The organism is Robertmurraya massiliosenegalensis JC6 (genome assembly GCF_000311725.1).
Lineage (GTDB): Bacteria > Bacillota > Bacilli > Bacillales > Cytobacillaceae > Robertmurraya > Robertmurraya massiliosenegalensis.
On record NZ_HE978514.1, the window covers coordinates 543,509 to 563,218 of the forward strand.

Sequence of the window (19,710 nt, forward strand, 5' to 3'; positions counted from 1 at the left end):
ACGACTTAAAAAAACCGAACTTTGATGAAAGAAACACAATCGTTCGTTTTTTAAAAATAAGTCTTTATAGAATTTTCCTAGTATTCACTCACATTCTATCAGTTTTATGGAAGTGGTTCAATGATCTTAGAATAATCTTTATTTTAAGATAACTTTCTGATCAAAAAAAGGGCCTCGTTTGAGACCCTATGCGTTAATAAGGATCAGAAGGGTGCCCCATTTGTTCTGCCTGCTGCACCGCTTCCTCTGTCTTCGTTGAACCAATTGGACCATGTCCTGCATCCATATGCATCATTTTTAAGCCTTCTGCAACACGTTTGCCATAGTCCGGATCACATTTCGTTAAATTCTCGACCATCGCCTCTTGAATTTCCGTTCGACAAGTGTGCAGCGTATTAACGAGATTATTAATCAATTCTGTACGTTCCCACTCATTAAAACGACGGTACGTTTCTCCAGCTTGCCCATAATTATTTTGACGCTCAATTGCTTCTCTTTTCACGTCCCCATCCACATGGGGAGTATGTTCTTTGCCAACTTGCTTTGCTTCTTTTAAACCACCGATTATTGAGGGCTCATAATTAACATGCGGATTTTGATGGACACCCTGATCGACGCGGTATTCCATCTGACCACCTCTTTGATTCGTCGCCACATGCTTTTTCGGAGCATTAATTGGAAGTTGTAAGTAGTTCGCTCCTACACGATAGCGTTGCGTATCCGAGTATGCAAAGGTTCTCCCTTGGAGAAGCTTGTCATCTGAGAAATCAAGCCCATCGACTAAAACCCCTGTCCCAAACGCAGCTTGTTCCACTTCTGCATGAAAGTTCTCTGGGTTTTTATTTAAGACTAATTTCCCAACCTTTTTCCAAGGTACCTCATCCTTATACCAAAGCTTTGTTGGATCTAATGGGTCAAAATCCCAGTCTGGATGCTCGTCATCGGAAATGATTTGCACATACATCTCCCACTCAGGATACTCTCCCTTTTCAATTGCTTCATACAGATCCTGGGTGGCATGATTAAAGTTTTTACCTTGAATCTCTTCTGCTTCAGCTTGAGTAAGATTTTTAATTCCTTGCAATGGTTCAAAATGATATTTTACAAGAACGGCTTTTCCTTCATCATTGACCCAGCGATAGGCGTGAACTCCTGACCCTTGCATTTGCCGATAATTCGCCGGAATTCCCCAAGGAGAAAATAAAAACGTGATCATATGCATTGCTTCGGGCGATTGAGAGATAAAATCAAAGATTCTTTCCCCGTCTTGTATATTTGTCACAGGATCCGGTTGAAATGCATGAACCAAATCTGGGAACTTTAACGGATCGCGAATAAAGAAGATTTTTAAATTATTCCCGACTAAATCCCAGTTTCCGTCCTCTGTATAAAACTTAACAGCAAATCCACGTGGATCTCTTAATGTCTCTGGGGAATGCTTGCCATGATTGACTGTTGAAAAGCGAATAAACACAGGCGTCTTTTTCCCTTTTTCCTGAAAAAGTTTCGCTCTTGTATATTTCGATATCGGTTCATCTCCAACAGTTCCGTACGCTTCAAAATAGCCATGGGCACCTGCACCACGAGCGTGAACGACCCTTTCCGGAATACGCTCTCTATCAAAATGACTAATTTTCTCTAGAAAATCGTAGTTCTCAAGTGTTGTCGGTCCACGATTCCCGACCGTTCTGACATTTTGATTGTCGGTAACAGGATGACCTTGACGATTCGTTAATGTGTCCTCAGTCTCATTTTCCCCAGTTTTGTTCGTCAATAAATCCTCAGAGCCTTCAACATTTGTTCCATAGTACTCATTATCCTTCTTATCCATGGCCTAACCCCTCTTTTCATTGATAGTTAACAATATCAATATGCGCAATGAAAGGTGATTTTATGAAAGAAAGGAAAATTTTTTCAGAGAACCTTTACTAACCACATGATTTCCGGTATGAACAAAAAGAGAATACCTGCTACACAAATAAGGATGGAACCTAAAGTATAATATAATTCTCTCTTCCGATAGTTTTGTATGACAAGGACAATATTAGAAAAAATCATGATGAGAAGAAGCCAAATTATTCCTCCTCTATCAAAAGAGTTCTCATTTTCGAGCGTAACGTACCCGATCATAATAAAAAGGATAATCGAAACCATGAAAAAGACTTTCCCTCTCTTATTCCATGTAGAGGTTTCTGTTGAATTTGCCTTCATTAGTAGCCCCTCCTATTTGTTTCAGCCTACAACTTCCCTTGTTTGATCCAGCTCCAGATTTGATAACTTCCAATAATTGCCAATAAAAGTACTACTAGTAACTGAATGATCCAAAACGATAACATCTCTATTTCCTGTAATTCCTCCACTTTCGTACCCACCCAAATGGACAAACCAATAAACATACACCATATGAGTACGTTCGGAACAATCCAGAGGATTCGCAATTTCTTGTTTTTAACTTTTCCGGCTTCCTTTTGGGCAACTTTACTAAGCTTGTCGACAGGTATTCGTTGGAAATCAAGTTCACTTCTTTTACCCCATTCTTCAGCCAATATCCCATACACAACATGATCGACATAATGATCATATAACCATTCTGCTTGACGAATAATGCCTTCATTTACAAAACCTAATCTCTCTGGTATGGAACGACTTTTTTCATTTTCAACCGCTGCTCGAATTTCCACTTTATTCAAACCTAATTGTTGAAACGCATGGTCTGTTAAGGCTTGCGCCACCCTAGTCATCATTCCTTTTCCTTGATACTCCTGATCAAGCCAATATCCAATATAAGCAGTTTTATTCGCCATACTAATATTGTTGTAACCAGCAACTCCAACAATTTCTTCCCTGTATAGAATGACTGTAGTAAGACTCGTTTTATTAGCCGCACCTTGCATACAGCTATCAATAAATCCAATTGTATCCTCTAATTTCGTCGTTCCATCTAACCACGGGAGCCATTCTTGCAAATATTCCCTTGAGCGATTCGTTAATTCAAATACTCGCTCAGCATCCGCTAAGTCGATTTGTCGCAAAGTGAGCCCTTCATCGATTTCATATGTAAACACGATTCGCTTCCCCTCATTTCAATTGAACATAACGACTAGCCCATTTAAGAATCCTGTCTGTCGTTTTTTCATTCAATCAAACGTTTGATTAAATCTTGACGAACATTTTCTTTATTAATCGCTGGTTTCGTAATGATGGTGGTTTTTTCATAAAATAGAACTTCATTACGTCATTTTCACGGTCTCTTTAATCTGTTCTTTTGCTGCTTGATTGCGAATTTCGTAGATTTCGAAAGTCCCTTTTTCAAAGAATAAAGGAAATCTTCTCCGAAACCATGGTTGCATTGGTAAATCAAGGGCCTCTTTTATTGGGACCCAACGTAGTTCTCCTTCTGGTGGATTTTCCAATAGTTCCCCCTCAAATGACTGGGCCAAATAATTAAAGACCATATATCGATAATTTTCTTCTGGATCAACGAATTCGGCTAACCCTTTATATGCGAGCTCTTTTACTTTTAACCCTGTTTCTTCCCATACTTCACGGATCGCTCCATCAGTTAAACTTTCTGGAAAATCAACTTTTCCCCCAGCCGCAATATACCCTGGAAAACCACGCTCACTTGGTCTATTAATTAATAACACCCTATCTCCATCCTGAACTAGACACATTGTGTACATATCGACTTTGATCATTCCTGCATTTCTCCTTTTTGTCTTGTAATGAAAAACAGACCAAAACCGAATCGACTGGTCTGTTACTCATATCTCTACTTTTGAACAAATCCTTTATATAGTCCTCGAAACAAACTTATGATTAAGACGAGACTAATGACAGATACAATTATCCTATTAACCACATTCGGTTCACCAAAGACGAGCACAAAAACATCAGCGAAGTTAAATGGTAGAATAGTTGGAAGGATAAATAATCCGAATAATATCCCTGACCCCATATATATGATAAATTTACTTTTTTTCATAACCGTCCTCCAAGTATCGATGACGTAATTATTAAACTATTCCTATATTTCAATTCTAACATAAAATCCCAGTTAGCAATGCAAAAAACCTGAATCGATTTCACGATTCAGGTTTTTGATTAATTATAAATATGCACAAACGGTTCATCTTGATTCACTTTTCGTACGATTAACGCTTCCGGTCCATTAACAGACGAAATATTCACTTCAACGGCAATATAGTTTGGAAAATGCTCCATAATTAATCCTGTTACATATTGGGTAAATCCTACGGCTTCTGACTTTCCGTAAAACTGAATCGGTATATTGATACTTAAATCTTGAAGTTCATTATCAATATAAAATGCTTTTCCGATTACACCGTTAAAATTTGGGAAATATTCTTCCACATCCTGCTTGAAATTCAAAAAGGTCGTTAAATCATCACGATAATTATTTTGCGCATCAGTTGAAGGGAACAGAACATAGTCTTCTTTAACAGCTTCCCAACTACCAAGCTTGGAACTGCCCTCTGACACATTAGCATAGGCAAAGAAATTACCAGGTACAACAGAGGAATTACTTTCTTGCTCAAATAATGCAATCGTAATCGGTACCTTTTCAAGCCCTTTTATCTGTCTTAGTCGTCCCACAACCTCTTGGGCAATTCGCTTCCCTTCTCGATCCAACACAGCATGCTCAATTTTGGTTTCATAAGTAGCACCATACTGGACTTCTTGGAAATAGTGAACCGAGTTCATTGCCAAACCAATGACAATTCCACCAAGACGAGCAGTCCCATCTTCTCCTCGGACAAGATAGTTATGCTCTAAAATATGGGCCAAATAGATTGGATTTTCTCGATTTCTCGTTTGCACATCGCCTTCCCCAGGATCTACAGGGTTTAGACCAATATTTTCTTCTGCTTTCATTTCCAATTTTTCTACTTGTTCGTCTGTATATTTACGATTGAGCCATAAGCCAACCGTTTTTCTGTCTAAATACTGCCCCTCTTGGAACAGAAATTTGTCTGGGTTAAACGTGTTTTGTGCAATACGCATCAACCCTGTTTCAAATTCATCGATATCGTATCTTGTATTTAACTGACTCACCGTTAAACCACGAGCTTCCGAAGGCTCAAACGGTAAAATCGTTTGGTAATATTGATCCGAAATTTTATATTTTGGGATAATCGCTTTTTCTTTCGAGTCATCCTTCTCCTGGACAATCTCCTGTTCCTTTTGGAAATTAGGAGCACAACCAGTCAATAAAAGGAAAAAAGCTAAAACGACCAATGAGATCTTTCTCACGGTACATTCACCTCTTATTTTCTAATCTCCATTATTCTTGAGATTTCTTCAACTCTTCTATCATCTTTTCTTCGTTCCATACTTCAACACCTAGTTCCTCTGCCTTTGTCAGCTTAGAACCAGCGTCTTCTCCAGCTATCACGAGATCGGTTTTCTTACTGACACTTCCAGAAACCTTTCCACCTAACTTTTCAATCTCTTCTTTTGCTTCATTACGTGATAATTGTTCGAGCTTCCCTGTTAAAACAATTGTTTTTCCAGCGAAAAAGGAAGTAGAATCTTCAATCGAAACAGGCTTTGGTCCCTTGTATTCTGTATTCACGCCGATCGCCTTTAATTCTTCAAGTAATTCCTTTACCTCTTCAAGTTCAAAATAGGATACGATTGAATCAGCCATTTTATCACCGATTTCATTGATTGCTGTTAATTCCTCATATGTAGCCACAGCTAACCTATCAATAGTGTCGAATTCAATTGCTAATGTTTTCGCCGCTTTTGCACCTACATGTCTGATTCCTAACCCAAAGAGTAATCTTTCAAGTGAATTGCTTTTAGAGGCTTCAATCGCCTGCAATAAATTGCTGACTGATTTTTCACCCATTCTTTCTAATGCCAAAAGTTGTTCTCTTGTTAGCTTATAAATGTCAGCAACATCTTCAATTAATTGTTCAGCAAAGAGTTGGCTAATCACTTTTTCTCCAAGTCCATCAATATTCATCGCATCTCGAGACACGAAATGAATCAGCCCTTCACGAATTTGTGCTGGACATTTGGGATTAATACAACGTAAAGCCACTTCCCCTTCCAGACGAACGAGTTCACTTTCACATTCCGGACAATGGGTTGGCATTTGAAAATCAATTTCCTCTCCAGTACGGCTATCAGCTAACACGTTGACCACTTCTGGAATAATATCTCCTGCCTTTTTCACAACAACCTGGTCGCCAATTTTAATATCTTTTTCACGAATGAGATCTTCATTATGCAAAGAAGCGCGCTGTACCGTTGTTCCCGCTACACGAACAGGATCCAAAATCGCAGTTGGCGTTACGACACCTGTTCGTCCCACACTTAGCTCAATTTCCCTAAGCGTCGTTACAACTTCTTCTGCAGGGAATTTATAAGCGATTGCCCAGCGTGGACTTTTTGCCGTAAATCCAAGCGCTCTTTGTTGATCTAATGAATCGACTTTGATGACAAGACCATCGATTTCATAAGGAAGATGTGGTCTTTTCTCAGCCCAACCTTCAACAAACTGTAACACTTCCTCGATTGTTCGGCACATTTTTCTTTCCTTATTCGTTTTAAATCCTAGCTTATCTAAGTAATCGAGGGCACCACTATGGGAAGAAACTCCCGCTGCATCCGTATTGGCAATGCTATAGAGGAAAACATCTAAATTCCGTGAAGCAGCAATTTTTGTATCTAACTGCCTTAAGGAACCTGCCGCCGCATTACGTGGATTGGCAAACGGCTCTTCTTCTCTTTCCTTTTTCAACTTATTCAATGCTTCAAAGGAGCGTTTTGGCATAAAGACTTCCCCACGAACCTCAATTGAAACAGGCTCATTTAAGCGTAATGGAATCGAACGAATCGTTCGTAAGTTTGCCGTAATATCTTCGCCTGTCGTTCCATCGCCACGAGTCGCTCCACGAACAAACAACCCATTTTCATAGCGTAAAGAAACAGCGAGTCCATCAATTTTTAACTCACAAACATACGAATGTTCTTCGCCGACAGCTTGTGTGACACGGCGATCAAAATCACGTAAATCCTGCTCATTAAAGGCATTTCCAAGACTGAGCATCGGAATTTCGTGCTGTACTTTTTCAAATAGGTCTAGGACCTGACCACCGACACGTTGTGTAGGGGAATCAGAAGTCTTCAACTGAGGAAATTGTTCCTCAATCTGGATTAACTGTTGCATAAGTCGATCATATTCCGCATCTGGAACAGACGGTTTGTCTAATACATGATATTCATAATTGTATTGATTTAATTTTTGATGAAGCTCTCTCACTTCTTTTTCTGCTGTTTGAAGGTCCATCTTTCCCAACCCTTTCACTTACACTTTTTGAATTGGAGCAAACTTTGCGAGAAGTCTCTTAATCCCGACTGGGCTTGGAAAAGCAATATCTAACTCCATGCTTTCACCTTCACCTTTTACACTAACAACGGTACCGACTCCCCATTTTACGTGTTGCGCTTTGTCTCCAACAGCCCATCCCAATGCTTCTCCACCAGTGGAGGTTGGTACAGGTTTCTTTACTGCCGCTCTCAACGTTGGTCGTGAAGGAGCCGCAAATGGGGATGGTGTTGACGCTCTTCCTTTCGGCTGAACCCCTTCTAATAATTCTTCTGGAATTTCATTAATAAAGCGTGAAGGAGGGTTCATAGTCGTCCGTCCATACAAAGTACGCATCTGTGCATTTGTAATATAAAGTTCTTCTTCTGCACGGGTAATTCCTACATATGCTAAACGGCGTTCCTCTTCCATTTCCGCTTCTTCCATTAAGGAACGGCTATGTGGAAATACGCCTTCCTCTAGTCCCATTAAAAAGACAACTGGAAACTCTAATCCTTTTGCAGAGTGTAATGTCATTAAGACGACTTGATCCGTCTTTTCTCCGTCGTCTTCCAGCTTATCAATATCAGCAACGAGCGCTAAATCAGTTAAAAATCCAACTAAGCTCTTATCTTCACTTCCGTCCTCAAAGCTCTTCGTGACCGATAAAAATTCATCGATATTCTCTAAGCGACTTTCAGATTCTAGTGACTTCTCGGCTTTTAATAGCTCTCGATAGCCAGTTTTTTCAAGCACTTCCTCCACCAGTTCAGTAACGGAAAGATACTCTTGCATGTTTGAATAGCCTTTGACTAATTCACGAAATTCTGCAGCTGCCTTCGTGATTTTCGGACTTAATCCAATAAGTTCAATCGATTCTAAAGCATCAAACATCGAAATATCATGGAGATTGGCGAAATTCGCAATTTTATCGATCGAGCTTGAACCAATGCCGCGCTTCGGTACATTGATGACCCTTTGCAAGCTGATATCATCATCTGGATTGGCAATTAATCTAAGGTAGGCAAGAATGTCTTTAATCTCTTTGCGATCATAGAACTTAATCCCACCAACAATCGCATAACCAATGTTCGATTTCAGCAACACTTCCTCCATGACACGAGACTGCGCATTCGTGCGATAGAGAATCGCAAAATCAGAATAGGAACGTTTGCCACTATCGACTTGCTCTTTAATTTTTCCAGCAACAAATTGAGCCTCTGTTTGCTCACTATCCGCCCGGTAATAATAGATTTTATTGCCATCCATATTTTCTGTCCAAAGATTCTTCGGCTTACGATTTAGATTGTTCTTAATCACTTCATTGGCTGCATTTAGAATCGTCTTTGTCGAGCGGTAGTTTTGTTCTAATAAGATTACGCTTGCTAGCGGATAATCTTTTTCAAAGGAAAGGATATTGGCGATGTCCGCTCCCCTCCAACGATAAATCGACTGGTCAGAGTCCCCCACAACACAAAGATTTTGAAAGCGACTTGCCAATAATTTCACGAGCATATATTGAGCACGGTTTGTATCTTGGTACTCATCAACGTGAATATATTGAAATTTTCGCTGATAAAATTCGAGTACTTCTGGCACTCTTTGAAAAAGCTGGATCGTGATCATAATCAAATCATCGAAATCAAGCGCTTGATTTTTCCTAAGCCTTTTTTGATATAGATCGTACACATCTGCCACAACCTGATCATAGTAGCCACCAGCTGTTTTACTGAATTCTTCAGGTGTTTTCAATTCGTTCTTGGCACTGCTGATAGAACCTAAAATCGCTCGAGGATCAAACTTTTTCGGGTCAATATTCTTTTCCTTAAGGATTCCTTTGATGACCGATTGCTGATCAGTCGAATCCAAAATGGTGAAATTTCGATTGTAGCCAATTCGATCAATATCACGTCTGAGAATTCTTACACACATCGAGTGGAAGGTAGAAATCCAAATCTCGTCTGCTACTCCACCCATCATTTTGTAAATACGTTCCTTCATTTCTCGAGCAGCTTTATTGGTAAAAGTTATCGCAAGAATATTGTACGGATTCACTCGTTTTTCCACCATTAAGTAAGCAATCCGATGTGTTAATACTCTCGTTTTTCCACTACCTGCACCTGCCATAAGAAGCAATGGACCTTCTGTCGTTTTCACTGCTCTTTGCTGTTCTGGATTCAAACCATTTAATAATTTATCTGTTAAGTATTGCATTTCTTCACCACCACACAAACATATGTTCTTATCTTTATTGTATCTGACTTACGTCTTGTCATCAATTTATATTTTGACCGTATCAAGTGCTTTTTGAAGGTCCGTATATATACTATTGCCTACGACGATGACGTCAGCGTGCGCGGACATCTCTTTTGCCTGTTCTAAGTTTCCGATTCCCCCACCATAAAAAAGGACGGTGTGATCGAGGACTTTTTTCGCTTCTTGAACGGTTTTAACGTCTCCATATGAACCGCTGTACTCTAGGTAAAAAATCGGTAGATGGAACATATTTTCCGCTATTCTTGCGTAAGCTGCTACATCTTCACTAGTTAGGTTGACATTCGCTTTTGTTAGCTTGGCTACCTTACAATCTTCATTTAGAATACAATAACCTTGGACGAGAATCTCATCCCAATTCATAATATCTCCGTAATGTTTCACCGCTTCATGATGCAACTCAATTAACCATTTGGAATCAGGGCTATTTAATACAGAGGGAATGAAATAAAAGTCAAAGCCAGGGGTAATCGATTCAATATTAGAAACCTCTAAAACACAAGGAACCGTGTATCTTCGAACTCTCGCCATTAAGTCTAGTACCTTCTCTAAGGTCACATCGTCCGTACCACCGACAATGATCGCATCTGTTCCAGATTCACATATTTTTTCAAGATTTTCATCGGAAATTTCTTTATTAGGATCCAGCTTAAACGCATGGCGCCAGTCACGAATATCGTACACGTACTACTTCCTCCAAATCGAGTATATTTCAATCGATGAAGATCCATCGTTTTTTATATGGACAAATCCATACTCCATTCCATCATTATAGCATTTGTTATAGGGAATAAAAAATGATAAAAGGTCATGTTTTTATGTTTGGTTGGTTTAAGTATCGCTGTTTTTGGGGGGCAGGAAGAATGTTGGTTTTTGGAGAGGGGGGTGATTGCGGGGGTTTCGAGTTTATTTGTTGGGATTTTGCTGTTGATTGCGGGGGTTTTTCCCATTATTGCGGGGGCTTTGCTGTTGATTGCGGATGTTTTTCCCATTATTGCGGGTACTTCGCTGTATATTGCGGGTAAATCAAGCATAATTGCGGATTCGAGCATCTTTTAGACAAAAACTAGGTTTGAACTTCCGGTCGTCATTCCCTAAAAAAATCGAAAACCGAGGGCAACTGGCGCCCTCGGTTTCTTAAATTTTATGCATTTTCTTCCTTAATTCGCTCAAGTGCTAATTCGTATGCGTCATTCCCATAATTTAAGCAGCGCTTTACACGTGAGATGGTGGCTGTGCTCGCACCTGTTTCAGTCTCGATTTTATGATATGTTTTTCCTTCACGTAGCATACGTGCTACTTCAAGACGTTGTGCCAAAGACTGAATTTCATTCACTGTGCATAAATCATCAAAAAAACGATAGCATTCCTCTAAATCTTTGAGTGACAAGACTGCATTGAATAATTGATCCAGTTCTTTTCCTCTAAGTTTTTCAATTTGCATACATTTACCCCTTTTAGGCAATTTTCTATTTCTTTTTCACTGTTTACGTATAGATTTGGTTTTTCGCAAAAAAGTGTGCGGCTGTCCTCTTTTGGCATATTAGTAACTTGCAACAGCCATCATGGTTGCGAAAGCTCCCTTTAGTTACTCCGTAAATGAAACCACATTTTCAATCCCTTGGTCTGATGGGACGACATTGACCCACGTTTTCCCTGATACGAAGCCAACCTCTTGCCCATTTGCATCGAAAGGAAGAATCTTACCATCAACATTTTTCCATTCGACTTCTTGCCATTGACCTCTTTGTAGGAGATAAGCTTTTCCTCCTGAAGTTAAATCAATCTCTCGACGACCATAATCATCAATGAGTCGATGGTCTGCTTCCACTACGAAAATATTGTCTAACAACACAGGTTCACTAGAATCCAAGTCTTCTGTCCGTTCACCGTTTGAATAACGTTCATACTTCATCGTTTCTTCATCATACTCGAAAATAACATTGAACAGATCGCTCGAAAAATAGGATATTTGTGCGGTCTTAGCACTTGAACCAGCAAGCGCTTCTGCTTCCCCCTCTGTTAAGAAAGGCAACGAAACTGGCGGAACATCCATGTTATAACCGAGATTGTCAGCACCTTTTAAAATACTCTCCGTCGTAATATAAGAATTATGGGGAGCAACTCGATTGCTATCTCTTTTAAATAAGGAACCATCATACTGCATCCCGTTGATATTGTCGACATAACCACTGTCTAGCATTTCCTTCGCTTCAGGGCTGTAGCCATGGGCAATATACAATGCGTCATACCCTTTAGCTAAATCAATATAGTAGTCTCTCGCACTTCTCACTGGACCGATACGATCAGCTTCCTCACTTTGAAAAACAGCTAGAAAACGAGTAACATTGCCTTCAGCTAGTAACTCATAGACAATATCTGCTTTATGCAAGCCAGATTGCGGTCTTGCCTTCGGATCATTGTTCACCATTACCGCATAAGCACGATTCGTTGATTCTTCCTTCACACCCACTCCTGTTAATGGATATTGATAGGCAAACTCCTCAACGGAACCTTCTTTGTTCACTTCTTCATTTATAGGTTTTTCTTGATGTTCTTGTACAGTTTCTTCGCTATTACTACAGCCAGCAAGTAAAAAGAATGCTGTCGCCGTAGCATACATCCAATTACGTTTCATTGTGCACCCCTTACATTTGCGCATGTACTCTTTTATATTTTAACGCATTATCGTTGGAAAGAGTACCATTTTGTTCATTACGTCATACATCCCCTGTTGAGTTACACGAATATAAGGCAAGTGTGTGGAGGTGAAAAACAAGAGAGAATAGACTGGATCATTGAATTTATAGCCTCTTTCAACTAAATAGGAAGATAACTTTTTCTCTTCAACGATAAGTTCTTCAACACTCTTATTCGACATAACTCCTTTAAGTGGAAGTGGAATTTCAAGAACAATTACTTCATTCTCACTGAAGACTATTCCACCACCTATTTCTTTTAGCCGTCTAAATGCACGAATCATCTCGTTCTTATTTTTCCCGATTAGAACGATGTCACCTGTATTGGTAAAAGAACTAGCGAGTCCTGGAAGATTATTCGCAAATCCTTTTAGAACGGTGTTTGTCCGCCAATTCCCTTCTTTATCAATGAGCATAAAAAAGCATTCGTCATGAGTGTCGGGAAGCTCATCATTATTGACATCAATCGAGATCGAATAAGGCTTTGTAATGACCGAGCTCTCCATTTTAATCCCAAAAGGCATTGAAAATTGCATATCGTCATTTGTTAAATCCCATTCAATATTTAGAGGTTCAAGTCCATGTGTTTCCCAATTTATCTCCTCATATACATCAACATTTTTCCCATCACGCTTCACCCATTTTCCTTTAGCAAGGACAGAGATAGGTGTTGGACTCTTCTCATCACGAAGAAAATTAATATTTGCTACCCTTCCTGTCGCAATGTTGCCGTGTAAATATTCAAGATTATAATAGCGCGCTACGTTGATCGTTGCCATATTATATGCATCGATAATAGGAACGCCCTTTTCAATCGCAATTCGAATCATATTGTCAATAATACCCTGTTCATAAAAGGATGCCGAAGATCCATCTGTATTAAACATAAAGTGATCATATTGTTCTATCCCTAATTCATGAATTTCATCAAGAAGGACGGGTAAATCAGGTCGAATTGAAGAATGTCTCAACGACACCATATAACCTTGCATTAATCGATCATAAACCTCTTTCCCCGAAATCGCTTCATGGTCACAATCTACTCCAAATAACGTCATTTTTGCTAGAGTTTTTTCTGAAGCTCCTGGAAAATGCCCTTCGATTTTCTTTCTCATTCTTTTAGTTTCTTGAATCCAGTGAAGCATTAAGTCATCACCGTCTAAAAGTTTTGGCCATCCAGTCAATTCGCCACCTTGTAAGACTGCGTCATGCTCAAGCCATGATTTTACACTAGAATGAGAAAAAGTATCTACCTCATCCAAAATCTCAGTTTGTGAGTCAAAACGACACCACCAATACATCGTCGTTGGAATATTACGTAGCTCCCTTAATAAAGAAAACGCTTTCTTTTTGTCTAACTGTAAAACGAGCGCCATGTTGTCATTAATTAAGGTAGTCGTTCCAAACTGGGATGCATATCGAGCTAATGAATGGGGATTATATAAATGAAATGGGTGAGCATGAGGTTCAATATAGCCGGGAACGAGTGTCTGTCCCTTACAATCAACAATCTCACAGTTGCCTGTATTTTCAGGCAATTTTTCACCTACATAAATGATGCGATCCTCGTAAATCCAAATATTTGCCGTGATCCATTTGCGAAGGACTTGATTTAAATAGCGAGCATTTTTCAATAATATGGTTGGCGACAATTTCCCATCAATAACGGAGACATGCTCACGAATATGTTTGTTTTTCCAACGATATCGTTGTTCTAGCACAATGTTTCCCTCCCCTTTGAAGTTTTCGATGATGTATATACATTGGCTTATATTTTTAATGAATTAGAATTGCTCCATTATAAAATGATATGAAAGTTAATTGAAAAGCTTTCCATCATTTTTATTTATACTACCATATTTTGTTGTTTAACTCATTAAAGAAATAAAAAATTATGTTAAAAAATTGTGAAGGAGTATTGATTATGGAAATTAAACAAAACATCGGGATCTTAAATGCCCTTATTCGCATCACTTGTGGGCTAACCATTCTCGCCTGGAGTACTGCTAAAATGGTGAAGAGGCCTTGGAGAAGTACATTTTTAATAACAGCGATCCTCGGTGCCATGAAAGTAGGTGAAGGCATCGTTCGTTATTGTCCTGTAACATCACTTATACAAGAAGGGATGAAAATGGTTCCCGATAAAAAGGAAGATGATGAAGATTCCTTTCAAGAAACCATCGTCCCTTATAATCCGACTTAAATATTCCCCCCTTTTAAAGGGGGAAAGGAGTTGTAATTATGTTCTGGGAATACGTAACCGATATGTCTTTTGTACTCATTATCTTAATCGGAAGCATCGTCGCCATCTGTTATGCCTTTATGAAAAGGTCTAAAAGGAAACATGTGCGATAGCTTTAAAGCCGATATCTTTACGATAGAAGACACCATCACAATGAAGTTTCGCAAGTTCTTCATAGACTGAAGCTTGGGCATTTGCTAGCGTATCTGCTTTTGCCCCCACTAGTAATACTCGACCACCATTTGTTAGGAACCTGCCTGATGCTCCCATTTCCGTACCAGCATGGAAGACAAATCCGCCTACCTCATCCAACCCATTCAATTGTGCCCCTTTTTCATATGCTTCAGGGTAGCCGTTGGAAGCAACGACAACACCGAGCATTGATTGAGTATCCCACTCAATTTCAGGTGTGTTTCCATTCATTACATCGAGCATGATCTGCACTAAATCTGACTTCATTCTTGGAAGAACTACTTGCGTTTCTGGATCACCAAAGCGAGCATTAAATTCGATAACCTTTGGTCCTTTTTCGGTTTGAATTAATCCTGCATATAAGATTCCGCAAAAACTTCTTCCCTCTTTTACAAGTGCTTTAGCAGCTGGCTTTACAATCGTCTCTACCGCTAATTGGATATCATGTTCGCTAATTTGTGGTACAGGTGAGTAAGCACCCATCCCACCAGTATTTGGACCTTTATCTCCATCAAAAGCTCTCTTATGATCTTGAGCAATTTCAAGCGGTACTACATTTTCACCATTTACAAAGGCCATTAAGGAAAATTCTTCACCCGCAAGAAATTCTTCTACTACCACAGTGGCTGAGGCTTCACCAAATTTTGAGTCCTCTAGCATTTCCTTCAAACTATTTAACGCCTCTTCTAAGTCAAGCGCAACGGTTACACCTTTTCCTGCTGCAAGTCCATCCGCTTTAATAACAATCGGGGCACCCTTTTCTATGACATATTGCTTGGCTGCTTCATAGTCACTGAATACCTCATATTCAGCTGTTGGAATCGAGTACTTTTTCATTAAATGTTTGGCAAACGATTTACTGCCTTCAATTTCAGCTGCCTTTTGATTGGGTCCAAATACCGAAAGCCCAGCCTCACGGAATTTGTCTGCAAGCCCTGCCAATAATGGAACTTCCGGCCCGATGATCGTTAATCCAACCTCTTCTGTCTTCGCAAACTGAATAAGCTTGTCTAATTCTGTTTCTTCAATCTTAACAAGCTCTGCTACATCTGCCATTCCAGCATTTCCAGGTGCGACAAACACTTGTTCAACCTGTGGACTTTCGCTCACTTTTTGACAAATCGCATGTTCACGACCACCACGGCCAATAACCAACACCTTCATTTTCGCCAACCTCCAATCTTTAATGTTTAAAATGTCTTACTCCAGTAAACACCATGGCAATGCCATATTCATCCGCTTTTTTAATCGAATCCTCATCACGAACAGAACCACCTGGTTGAATAATCGCTTTAATGCCTGCCTTGGCTGCTGCTTCTACCGTATCGTCCATAGGGAAAAATGCATCTGATGCTAGAACAGCACCTTCCGATTGTCCCCCGGCTTGTTCTAAGGCAATTTTTGCTGCACCGACACGATTCATTTGTCCAGCACCAATCCCCAAGGTCATATCGCCATTATTAACAACAATTGCGTTTGATTTCACATGCTTCACAATTTTCCAGCCAAGCTCTAATGCCTTCATCTCTTCGTCCGTTGGCTTGCGCTTGGTTGGAATTGTTACGTTAGCATCTTTTAAGCCAAAGCGATCCTGCTCTTGGACAAGCAAACCACCTTCAATCGATGTTAACTTCATTTCCACTTTCGCCTCTTCATCAAACGGAATCGTTAGAAGGCGTAGATTCTTTTTACCTGTTAAAATCTCAATCGCTTCTTCTGAAAAAGAAGGGGCAATAATAATCTCTAAAAAGATTTCATGAAGCTTTTCTGCTGTCGCTTTATCGACTTCACGATTTAGAGCGATAATTCCTCCGAAAATAGAGACCGGATCTGCTGCGAAAGCTTTTGTAAAAGCTGAGAAGACATCTTCTCCAGTGCCAACACCGCATGGATTCATATGTTTAACGGCAACTGCGGCTGGTTCAGTGAATTCTTTTACAATTTGAAGCGCAGCATCTGCATCATTGATATTATTATAAGAAAGTTCTTTGCCATGTAATTGAGTGGCATTTGCAATCGAGAACACAGAACCTAAAGGTTTGCGATAAAAAGCCGCCTTTTGATGTGGATTTTCCCCATAACGTAAAGATTGCTTCAATTCATATGTCACAGTAAGTGTTTCCGGTGTTTCTTCGCCAGTAAGTTCCGTCATATATTCAGCGATCATCGCGTCATATGCAGCTGTATGTCTAAATACTTTTGCAGCTAACTTACGACGAGTTTCTTTTTGTACTTCACCATTAGCCTTCAATTCTTCAATAACGGTTGTGTAATCAACTGGATCAACGACCACTGTCACATATTCATGGTTTTTCGCAGATGCACGGAGCATTGTAGGTCCACCGATATCGATATTTTCAATCGCATCTTCAACCGTCACATCTGGCTTTGCAATCGTCTGTTGAAACGGATATAAATTGACGCATATAACATGAATAGGTTGAATTTGATGTTCAGAAAGTTGTTCCTGATGGCTCGCCTCTGAAAACTTCGCCAACAATCCACCATGAATCATCGGGTTAAGTGTTTTCACCCGTCCTTCAAGAATTTCCGGAAAGCCCGTAACCTCACTTACACTCATAACAGGAATACCAGCTTCTTCAATCGCTTTCTTCGTTCCACCGGTACTAATAATTTCAAAATCAAGTTCATGTAATTGCTTCGCAAATTCGGTAATTCCAGCTTTGTCAGATACGCTTATGAGTGCTCTCTTTTTCATCACTAAATCCCCCTAATTATTGTTTGGATGACTTTTGGGTACAATTGATGCTCGATTTGATGTATTTTCGTTTGAAGACTTTCCTTCGTTTCTTGTTCGCCAATTTCAATTGCTTTCTGCGCAATAATCGGGCCTGTATCCATTCCAACATCGACAAAATGAACTGTTACTCCACTTACTTTTACCCTCGCATGTAAGGCTTGACCAATTGCATCCTTACCAGGAAAAGCTGGTAAGAGAGAAGGATGGATATTAATGATTTTCCCTTCAAACTCATTTAAAAGTGTTGTACCAATCAGACGCATATACCCGGCAAGAACAATGAAATCCACTTCATGCTTTTGCAAATTTTTTAAGATCTCTTTTTCATATGCTTCTTTGTTATCGTACTCTTTTGCATTAAAAACAAAATAAGGGATCTGTTCATTTTTTGCTCGTTCAATCGCATAGGCTCCTGACTTATCACAAACAAGTAAAGAAATATCGGCGTCGAGCTCACCTTTTTGAACGGCTTCAATAATAGCTTGAAAATTACTTCCACTCCCGGAAGCAAAGACGGCAATCTTTTTCATGGTAACCTCCGCTATTCCTTAATCAGTACCCCTTCTTGTTCAGTCACAATGCCCATTACATAGGCTTTTTCTCCAAGCTCAGTAAACAATTCAATTACGGCTTTAGCATCCGCTTCATTCACAACCAGCACCATGCCCGTACCCATATTGAAGATATTATACATTTCTTGACGTTTAAGTTTTCCTGATTTTTCCATCAGCGAAAAGATGGGCGGAACGGTCCACGTACTTTCTGATAGCTCAGCTCCAAATCCATCCGGTAGCATGCGGGGAATATTTTCAACAAATCCTCCACCTGTAATATGGGAAATTCCTTTAATCTCGAATTTACGAATAGCTTCTAAGAGTGGCTTCACATAAATCCTTGTTGGACGTAAAAGCTCTTCTCCAAGCTTACAGCCCAGCTCCTCCACCTCATCTTCAAGGGACATTCCCGCTTGTTCAAAGAAAATTTTTCGGACCAATGAGTAGCCGTTGCTATGGATTCCATTAGAAGCCAAACCGATTAAGACATCCCCAGGTTTAATATTCTTTCCTGTAATAATATCCTTTTTCTCGCAGGCTCCTACTGAAAATCCCGCTAAGTCATATTCATCTTCACTGTACATCCCAGGCATTTCCGCAGTCTCTCCACCGACAAGTGCACAGCCTGCTTGTTCACATCCATCAGCAATCCCTTTGACAATAGCCTCAATCTTCTCAGGCGCAGCCTTTCCACAAGCAATATAATCTAAAAAGTAAAGAGGCTCAGCCCCTTGAACGACGATATCATTGACACACATGGCTACAGCATCAATGCCGATCGTGTCATGTTTATCCATGAGGAAAGCAAGCATCAACTTCGTGCCCACTCCATCTGTACCCGAAACAAGAACCGGTTCCTTCAGATTAAGGGATGATAAATCAAACATTCCACCAAATCCGCCAAGTCCGCCCATTACTCCTGGACGAATCGTCCGGTTCACATGCTTCTTCATTCTTGTAACCGCCTCATAGCCGGCCTCTATATCAACACCTGCTTGCCTATAAGCATTGGCCATGTCAGGACCTCCTCGTTAGTGAATTATTTCCTTCTGAAATGGATCTCTTCTTGAGTACTTCATTTCTTTTAAAAATGACTCTAGTTTTGTTTCATGAACCCCTCATGCGACATACTTTCCTCTGAAAACACCTTGAGTTTTGTTTCATAAACCCCTCATGCGACATACTTTCCTCTGAAAACACACTGAGTTTTGTTTCATGAACCTTTCATGTGACATACCTTCCGCTGAAAACACACTGAGTTTTGTTTCATGAGCCCTTCATGTGACATACTTTCCTCTGAAAGCACCCTGAGTTTTGTATCATGAGCCCTTCATGTGACATACTTTCCTCTGAAAACAGCCGGAGTTTTGTTTCATGAGCCCTTCATGCGACATACTTTCCTCTGAAAACACCCTGAGTTTTGTTTCATGAACCCTTCATGTGACATACTTTCCTCTGAAAATAGCTAGAGTTTTGTTTCATGAACCCTTCATGTGACATACCTTCCGCTGAAAACAGCCGGAGTTTTGTTTCATGAACCCTTCATGTGACATACCTTCCGCTGAAAACACCCGGAGTTTTGTTTCATGAGCCATTCATGTGACATACTTTCCTCTGAAAACAGCCGGAGTTTTGTTTCATGAACCCTT

The 19,710-nt window shown here is 39.9% G+C and carries 18 protein-coding genes and 1 pseudogene; 3 read left to right on the forward strand and 16 right to left on the reverse strand.

Translation table 11 applies throughout. The features are described 5' to 3' along the window. Positions 1-193 precede the first annotated feature (193 nt). The 9 genes and pseudogenes from katX to pcrB all read right to left on the reverse strand — a co-directional run bounded on the left by katX (position 194) and on the right by pcrB (position 10,297). Positions 194-1,831 (reverse strand): catalase KatX, encoded by a 1,638-nt coding sequence (gene katX, locus BMSHG_RS16185; RefSeq protein WP_019155503.1) that lies wholly within the window; start codon positions 1,829-1,831, stop codon positions 194-196. A gap of 83 nt (positions 1,832-1,914) precedes the next feature. Continuing rightward, the gene (locus BMSHG_RS16190) at positions 1,915-2,211 is read right to left on the reverse strand and encodes a hypothetical protein (protein WP_019155504.1); all 297 of its coding nucleotides are present in this window, start codon (positions 2,209-2,211) and stop codon (positions 1,915-1,917) included. A 320-nt stretch (positions 2,212-2,531) separates the two neighbouring features. Continuing rightward, positions 2,532-3,065, reverse strand: a pseudogene (locus BMSHG_RS29135) (GNAT family N-acetyltransferase); the annotation flags it as partial. Positions 3,066-3,230: 165 nt separating this feature from the next. Continuing rightward, a complete protein-coding gene (locus BMSHG_RS16200; RefSeq protein WP_019155506.1) occupies positions 3,231-3,698 on the reverse strand; it encodes an 8-oxo-dGTP diphosphatase in 468 nt (155 codons plus the stop codon). 74 nt (positions 3,699-3,772) lie between these two features. Continuing rightward, positions 3,773-3,985 carry a hypothetical protein gene (locus BMSHG_RS16205; protein ID WP_019155507.1) on the reverse strand — a complete coding sequence of 71 codons (213 nt, stop codon included), beginning with the start codon at positions 3,983-3,985 and terminating at the stop codon, positions 3,773-3,775. 119 nt (positions 3,986-4,104) lie between these two features. Continuing rightward, positions 4,105-5,274: a CamS family sex pheromone protein gene (locus BMSHG_RS16210; RefSeq protein WP_019155508.1), complete on the reverse strand. Its 1,170-nt coding sequence runs from the start codon at positions 5,272-5,274 to the stop codon at positions 4,105-4,107. 31 nt (positions 5,275-5,305) lie between these two features. After that, the gene (gene ligA / locus BMSHG_RS16215; protein WP_019155509.1) at positions 5,306-7,321 is read right to left on the reverse strand and encodes an NAD-dependent DNA ligase LigA; all 2,016 of its coding nucleotides are present in this window, start codon (positions 7,319-7,321) and stop codon (positions 5,306-5,308) included. A gap of 18 nt (positions 7,322-7,339) precedes the next feature. Next, positions 7,340-9,553, reverse strand: a complete 2,214-nt coding sequence (gene pcrA, locus BMSHG_RS16220) for a DNA helicase PcrA (protein WP_019155510.1) — start codon at positions 9,551-9,553, stop codon at positions 7,340-7,342. A gap of 66 nt (positions 9,554-9,619) precedes the next feature. Next, on the reverse strand, positions 9,620-10,297 hold the full coding sequence (gene pcrB / locus BMSHG_RS16225; protein ID WP_019155511.1) for a heptaprenylglyceryl phosphate synthase: 678 nt from the start codon (positions 10,295-10,297) through the stop codon (positions 9,620-9,622). A gap of 126 nt (positions 10,298-10,423) precedes the next feature. Between pcrB and BMSHG_RS16230 the strand changes: the two genes are divergently transcribed. Then, entirely contained in the window at positions 10,424-10,672 is a 249-nt protein-coding gene (locus BMSHG_RS16230) for a hypothetical protein (protein ID WP_148346952.1), read from the forward strand. Positions 10,673-10,757: 85 nt separating this feature from the next. Here BMSHG_RS16230 and BMSHG_RS16235 read toward each other — a convergent pair whose 3' ends face one another. From BMSHG_RS16235 to BMSHG_RS16245, 3 genes are all read right to left on the reverse strand, one after another. After that, positions 10,758-11,057 carry a YerC/YecD family TrpR-related protein gene (locus BMSHG_RS16235; protein WP_019155513.1) on the reverse strand — a complete coding sequence of 100 codons (300 nt, stop codon included), beginning with the start codon at positions 11,055-11,057 and terminating at the stop codon, positions 10,758-10,760. A gap of 144 nt (positions 11,058-11,201) precedes the next feature. Beyond that, positions 11,202-12,251 (reverse strand): DUF3048 domain-containing protein, encoded by a 1,050-nt coding sequence (locus BMSHG_RS16240; protein ID WP_019155514.1) that lies wholly within the window; start codon positions 12,249-12,251, stop codon positions 11,202-11,204. A 39-nt stretch (positions 12,252-12,290) separates the two neighbouring features. Beyond that, entirely contained in the window at positions 12,291-14,033 is a 1,743-nt protein-coding gene (locus BMSHG_RS16245; RefSeq protein ID WP_019155515.1) for an adenine deaminase C-terminal domain-containing protein, read from the reverse strand. Between the two features lie 203 nt (positions 14,034-14,236). Here BMSHG_RS16245 and BMSHG_RS16250 point away from each other — a divergent pair, with 203 nt between their 5' ends. Together BMSHG_RS16250 and BMSHG_RS29420 are read left to right on the forward strand one after the other, a co-directional pair. After that, entirely contained in the window at positions 14,237-14,515 is a 279-nt protein-coding gene (locus BMSHG_RS16250; protein WP_019155516.1) for a YgaP family membrane protein, read from the forward strand. 62 nt (positions 14,516-14,577) lie between these two features. Then, on the forward strand, positions 14,578-14,667 hold the full coding sequence (locus tag BMSHG_RS29420; protein WP_328286251.1) for an EYxxD motif small membrane protein: 90 nt from the start codon (positions 14,578-14,580) through the stop codon (positions 14,665-14,667). Here BMSHG_RS29420 and purD read toward each other — a convergent pair. From purD to purM, 4 genes are read right to left on the reverse strand one after another with little or no spacing between them, the layout of a single operon-like run. Next, positions 14,645-15,910: a phosphoribosylamine--glycine ligase gene (gene purD, locus BMSHG_RS16255; protein WP_019155517.1), complete on the reverse strand. Its 1,266-nt coding sequence runs from the start codon at positions 15,908-15,910 to the stop codon at positions 14,645-14,647. The genes BMSHG_RS29420 and purD overlap by 23 nt on opposite strands. A gap of 19 nt (positions 15,911-15,929) precedes the next feature. Next, positions 15,930-17,465 carry a bifunctional phosphoribosylaminoimidazolecarboxamide formyltransferase/IMP cyclohydrolase gene (gene purH, locus BMSHG_RS16260; protein WP_019155518.1) on the reverse strand — a complete coding sequence of 512 codons (1,536 nt, stop codon included), beginning with the start codon at positions 17,463-17,465 and terminating at the stop codon, positions 15,930-15,932. 2 nt (positions 17,466-17,467) lie between these two features. After that, positions 17,468-18,037: a phosphoribosylglycinamide formyltransferase gene (gene purN, locus BMSHG_RS16265; RefSeq protein ID WP_019155519.1), complete on the reverse strand. Its 570-nt coding sequence runs from the start codon at positions 18,035-18,037 to the stop codon at positions 17,468-17,470. Between the two features lie 11 nt (positions 18,038-18,048). Beyond that, a complete protein-coding gene (purM, locus tag BMSHG_RS16270; protein WP_019155520.1) occupies positions 18,049-19,077 on the reverse strand; it encodes a phosphoribosylformylglycinamidine cyclo-ligase in 1,029 nt (342 codons plus the stop codon). Positions 19,078-19,710 lie beyond the last annotated feature (633 nt).

Coding starts and splice junctions, on each gene's coding strand:
- katX (WP_019155503.1), bottom strand. CDS start 1,831: ATGGATAAGAAGGATAATGAGTACTATGGAACAAATGTTGAAGGCTCT.
- BMSHG_RS16190 (WP_019155504.1), bottom strand. CDS start 2,211: ATGAAGGCAAATTCAACAGAAACCTCTACATGGAATAAGAGAGGGAAA.
- BMSHG_RS16200 (WP_019155506.1), bottom strand. CDS start 3,698: ATGATCAAAGTCGATATGTACACAATGTGTCTAGTTCAGGATGGAGAT.
- BMSHG_RS16205 (WP_019155507.1), bottom strand. CDS start 3,985: ATGAAAAAAAGTAAATTTATCATATATATGGGGTCAGGGATATTATTC.
- ligA (WP_019155509.1), bottom strand. CDS start 7,321: ATGGACCTTCAAACAGCAGAAAAAGAAGTGAGAGAGCTTCATCAAAAA.
- pcrA (WP_019155510.1), bottom strand. CDS start 9,553: ATGCAATACTTAACAGATAAATTATTAAATGGTTTGAATCCAGAACAG.
- BMSHG_RS16230 (WP_148346952.1), top strand. CDS start 10,424: ATGTTTTTATGTTTGGTTGGTTTAAGTATCGCTGTTTTTGGGGGGCAG.
- BMSHG_RS16235 (WP_019155513.1), bottom strand. CDS start 11,057: ATGCAAATTGAAAAACTTAGAGGAAAAGAACTGGATCAATTATTCAAT.
- BMSHG_RS16240 (WP_019155514.1), bottom strand. CDS start 12,251: ATGAAACGTAATTGGATGTATGCTACGGCGACAGCATTCTTTTTACTT.
- BMSHG_RS16250 (WP_019155516.1), top strand. CDS start 14,237: ATGGAAATTAAACAAAACATCGGGATCTTAAATGCCCTTATTCGCATC.
- BMSHG_RS29420 (WP_328286251.1), top strand. CDS start 14,578: ATGTCTTTTGTACTCATTATCTTAATCGGAAGCATCGTCGCCATCTGT.
- purD (WP_019155517.1), bottom strand. CDS start 15,910: ATGAAGGTGTTGGTTATTGGCCGTGGTGGTCGTGAACATGCGATTTGT.
- purH (WP_019155518.1), bottom strand. CDS start 17,465: ATGAAAAAGAGAGCACTCATAAGCGTATCTGACAAAGCTGGAATTACC.
- purN (WP_019155519.1), bottom strand. CDS start 18,037: ATGAAAAAGATTGCCGTCTTTGCTTCCGGGAGTGGAAGTAATTTTCAA.
- purM (WP_019155520.1), bottom strand. CDS start 19,077: ATGGCCAATGCTTATAGGCAAGCAGGTGTTGATATAGAGGCCGGCTAT.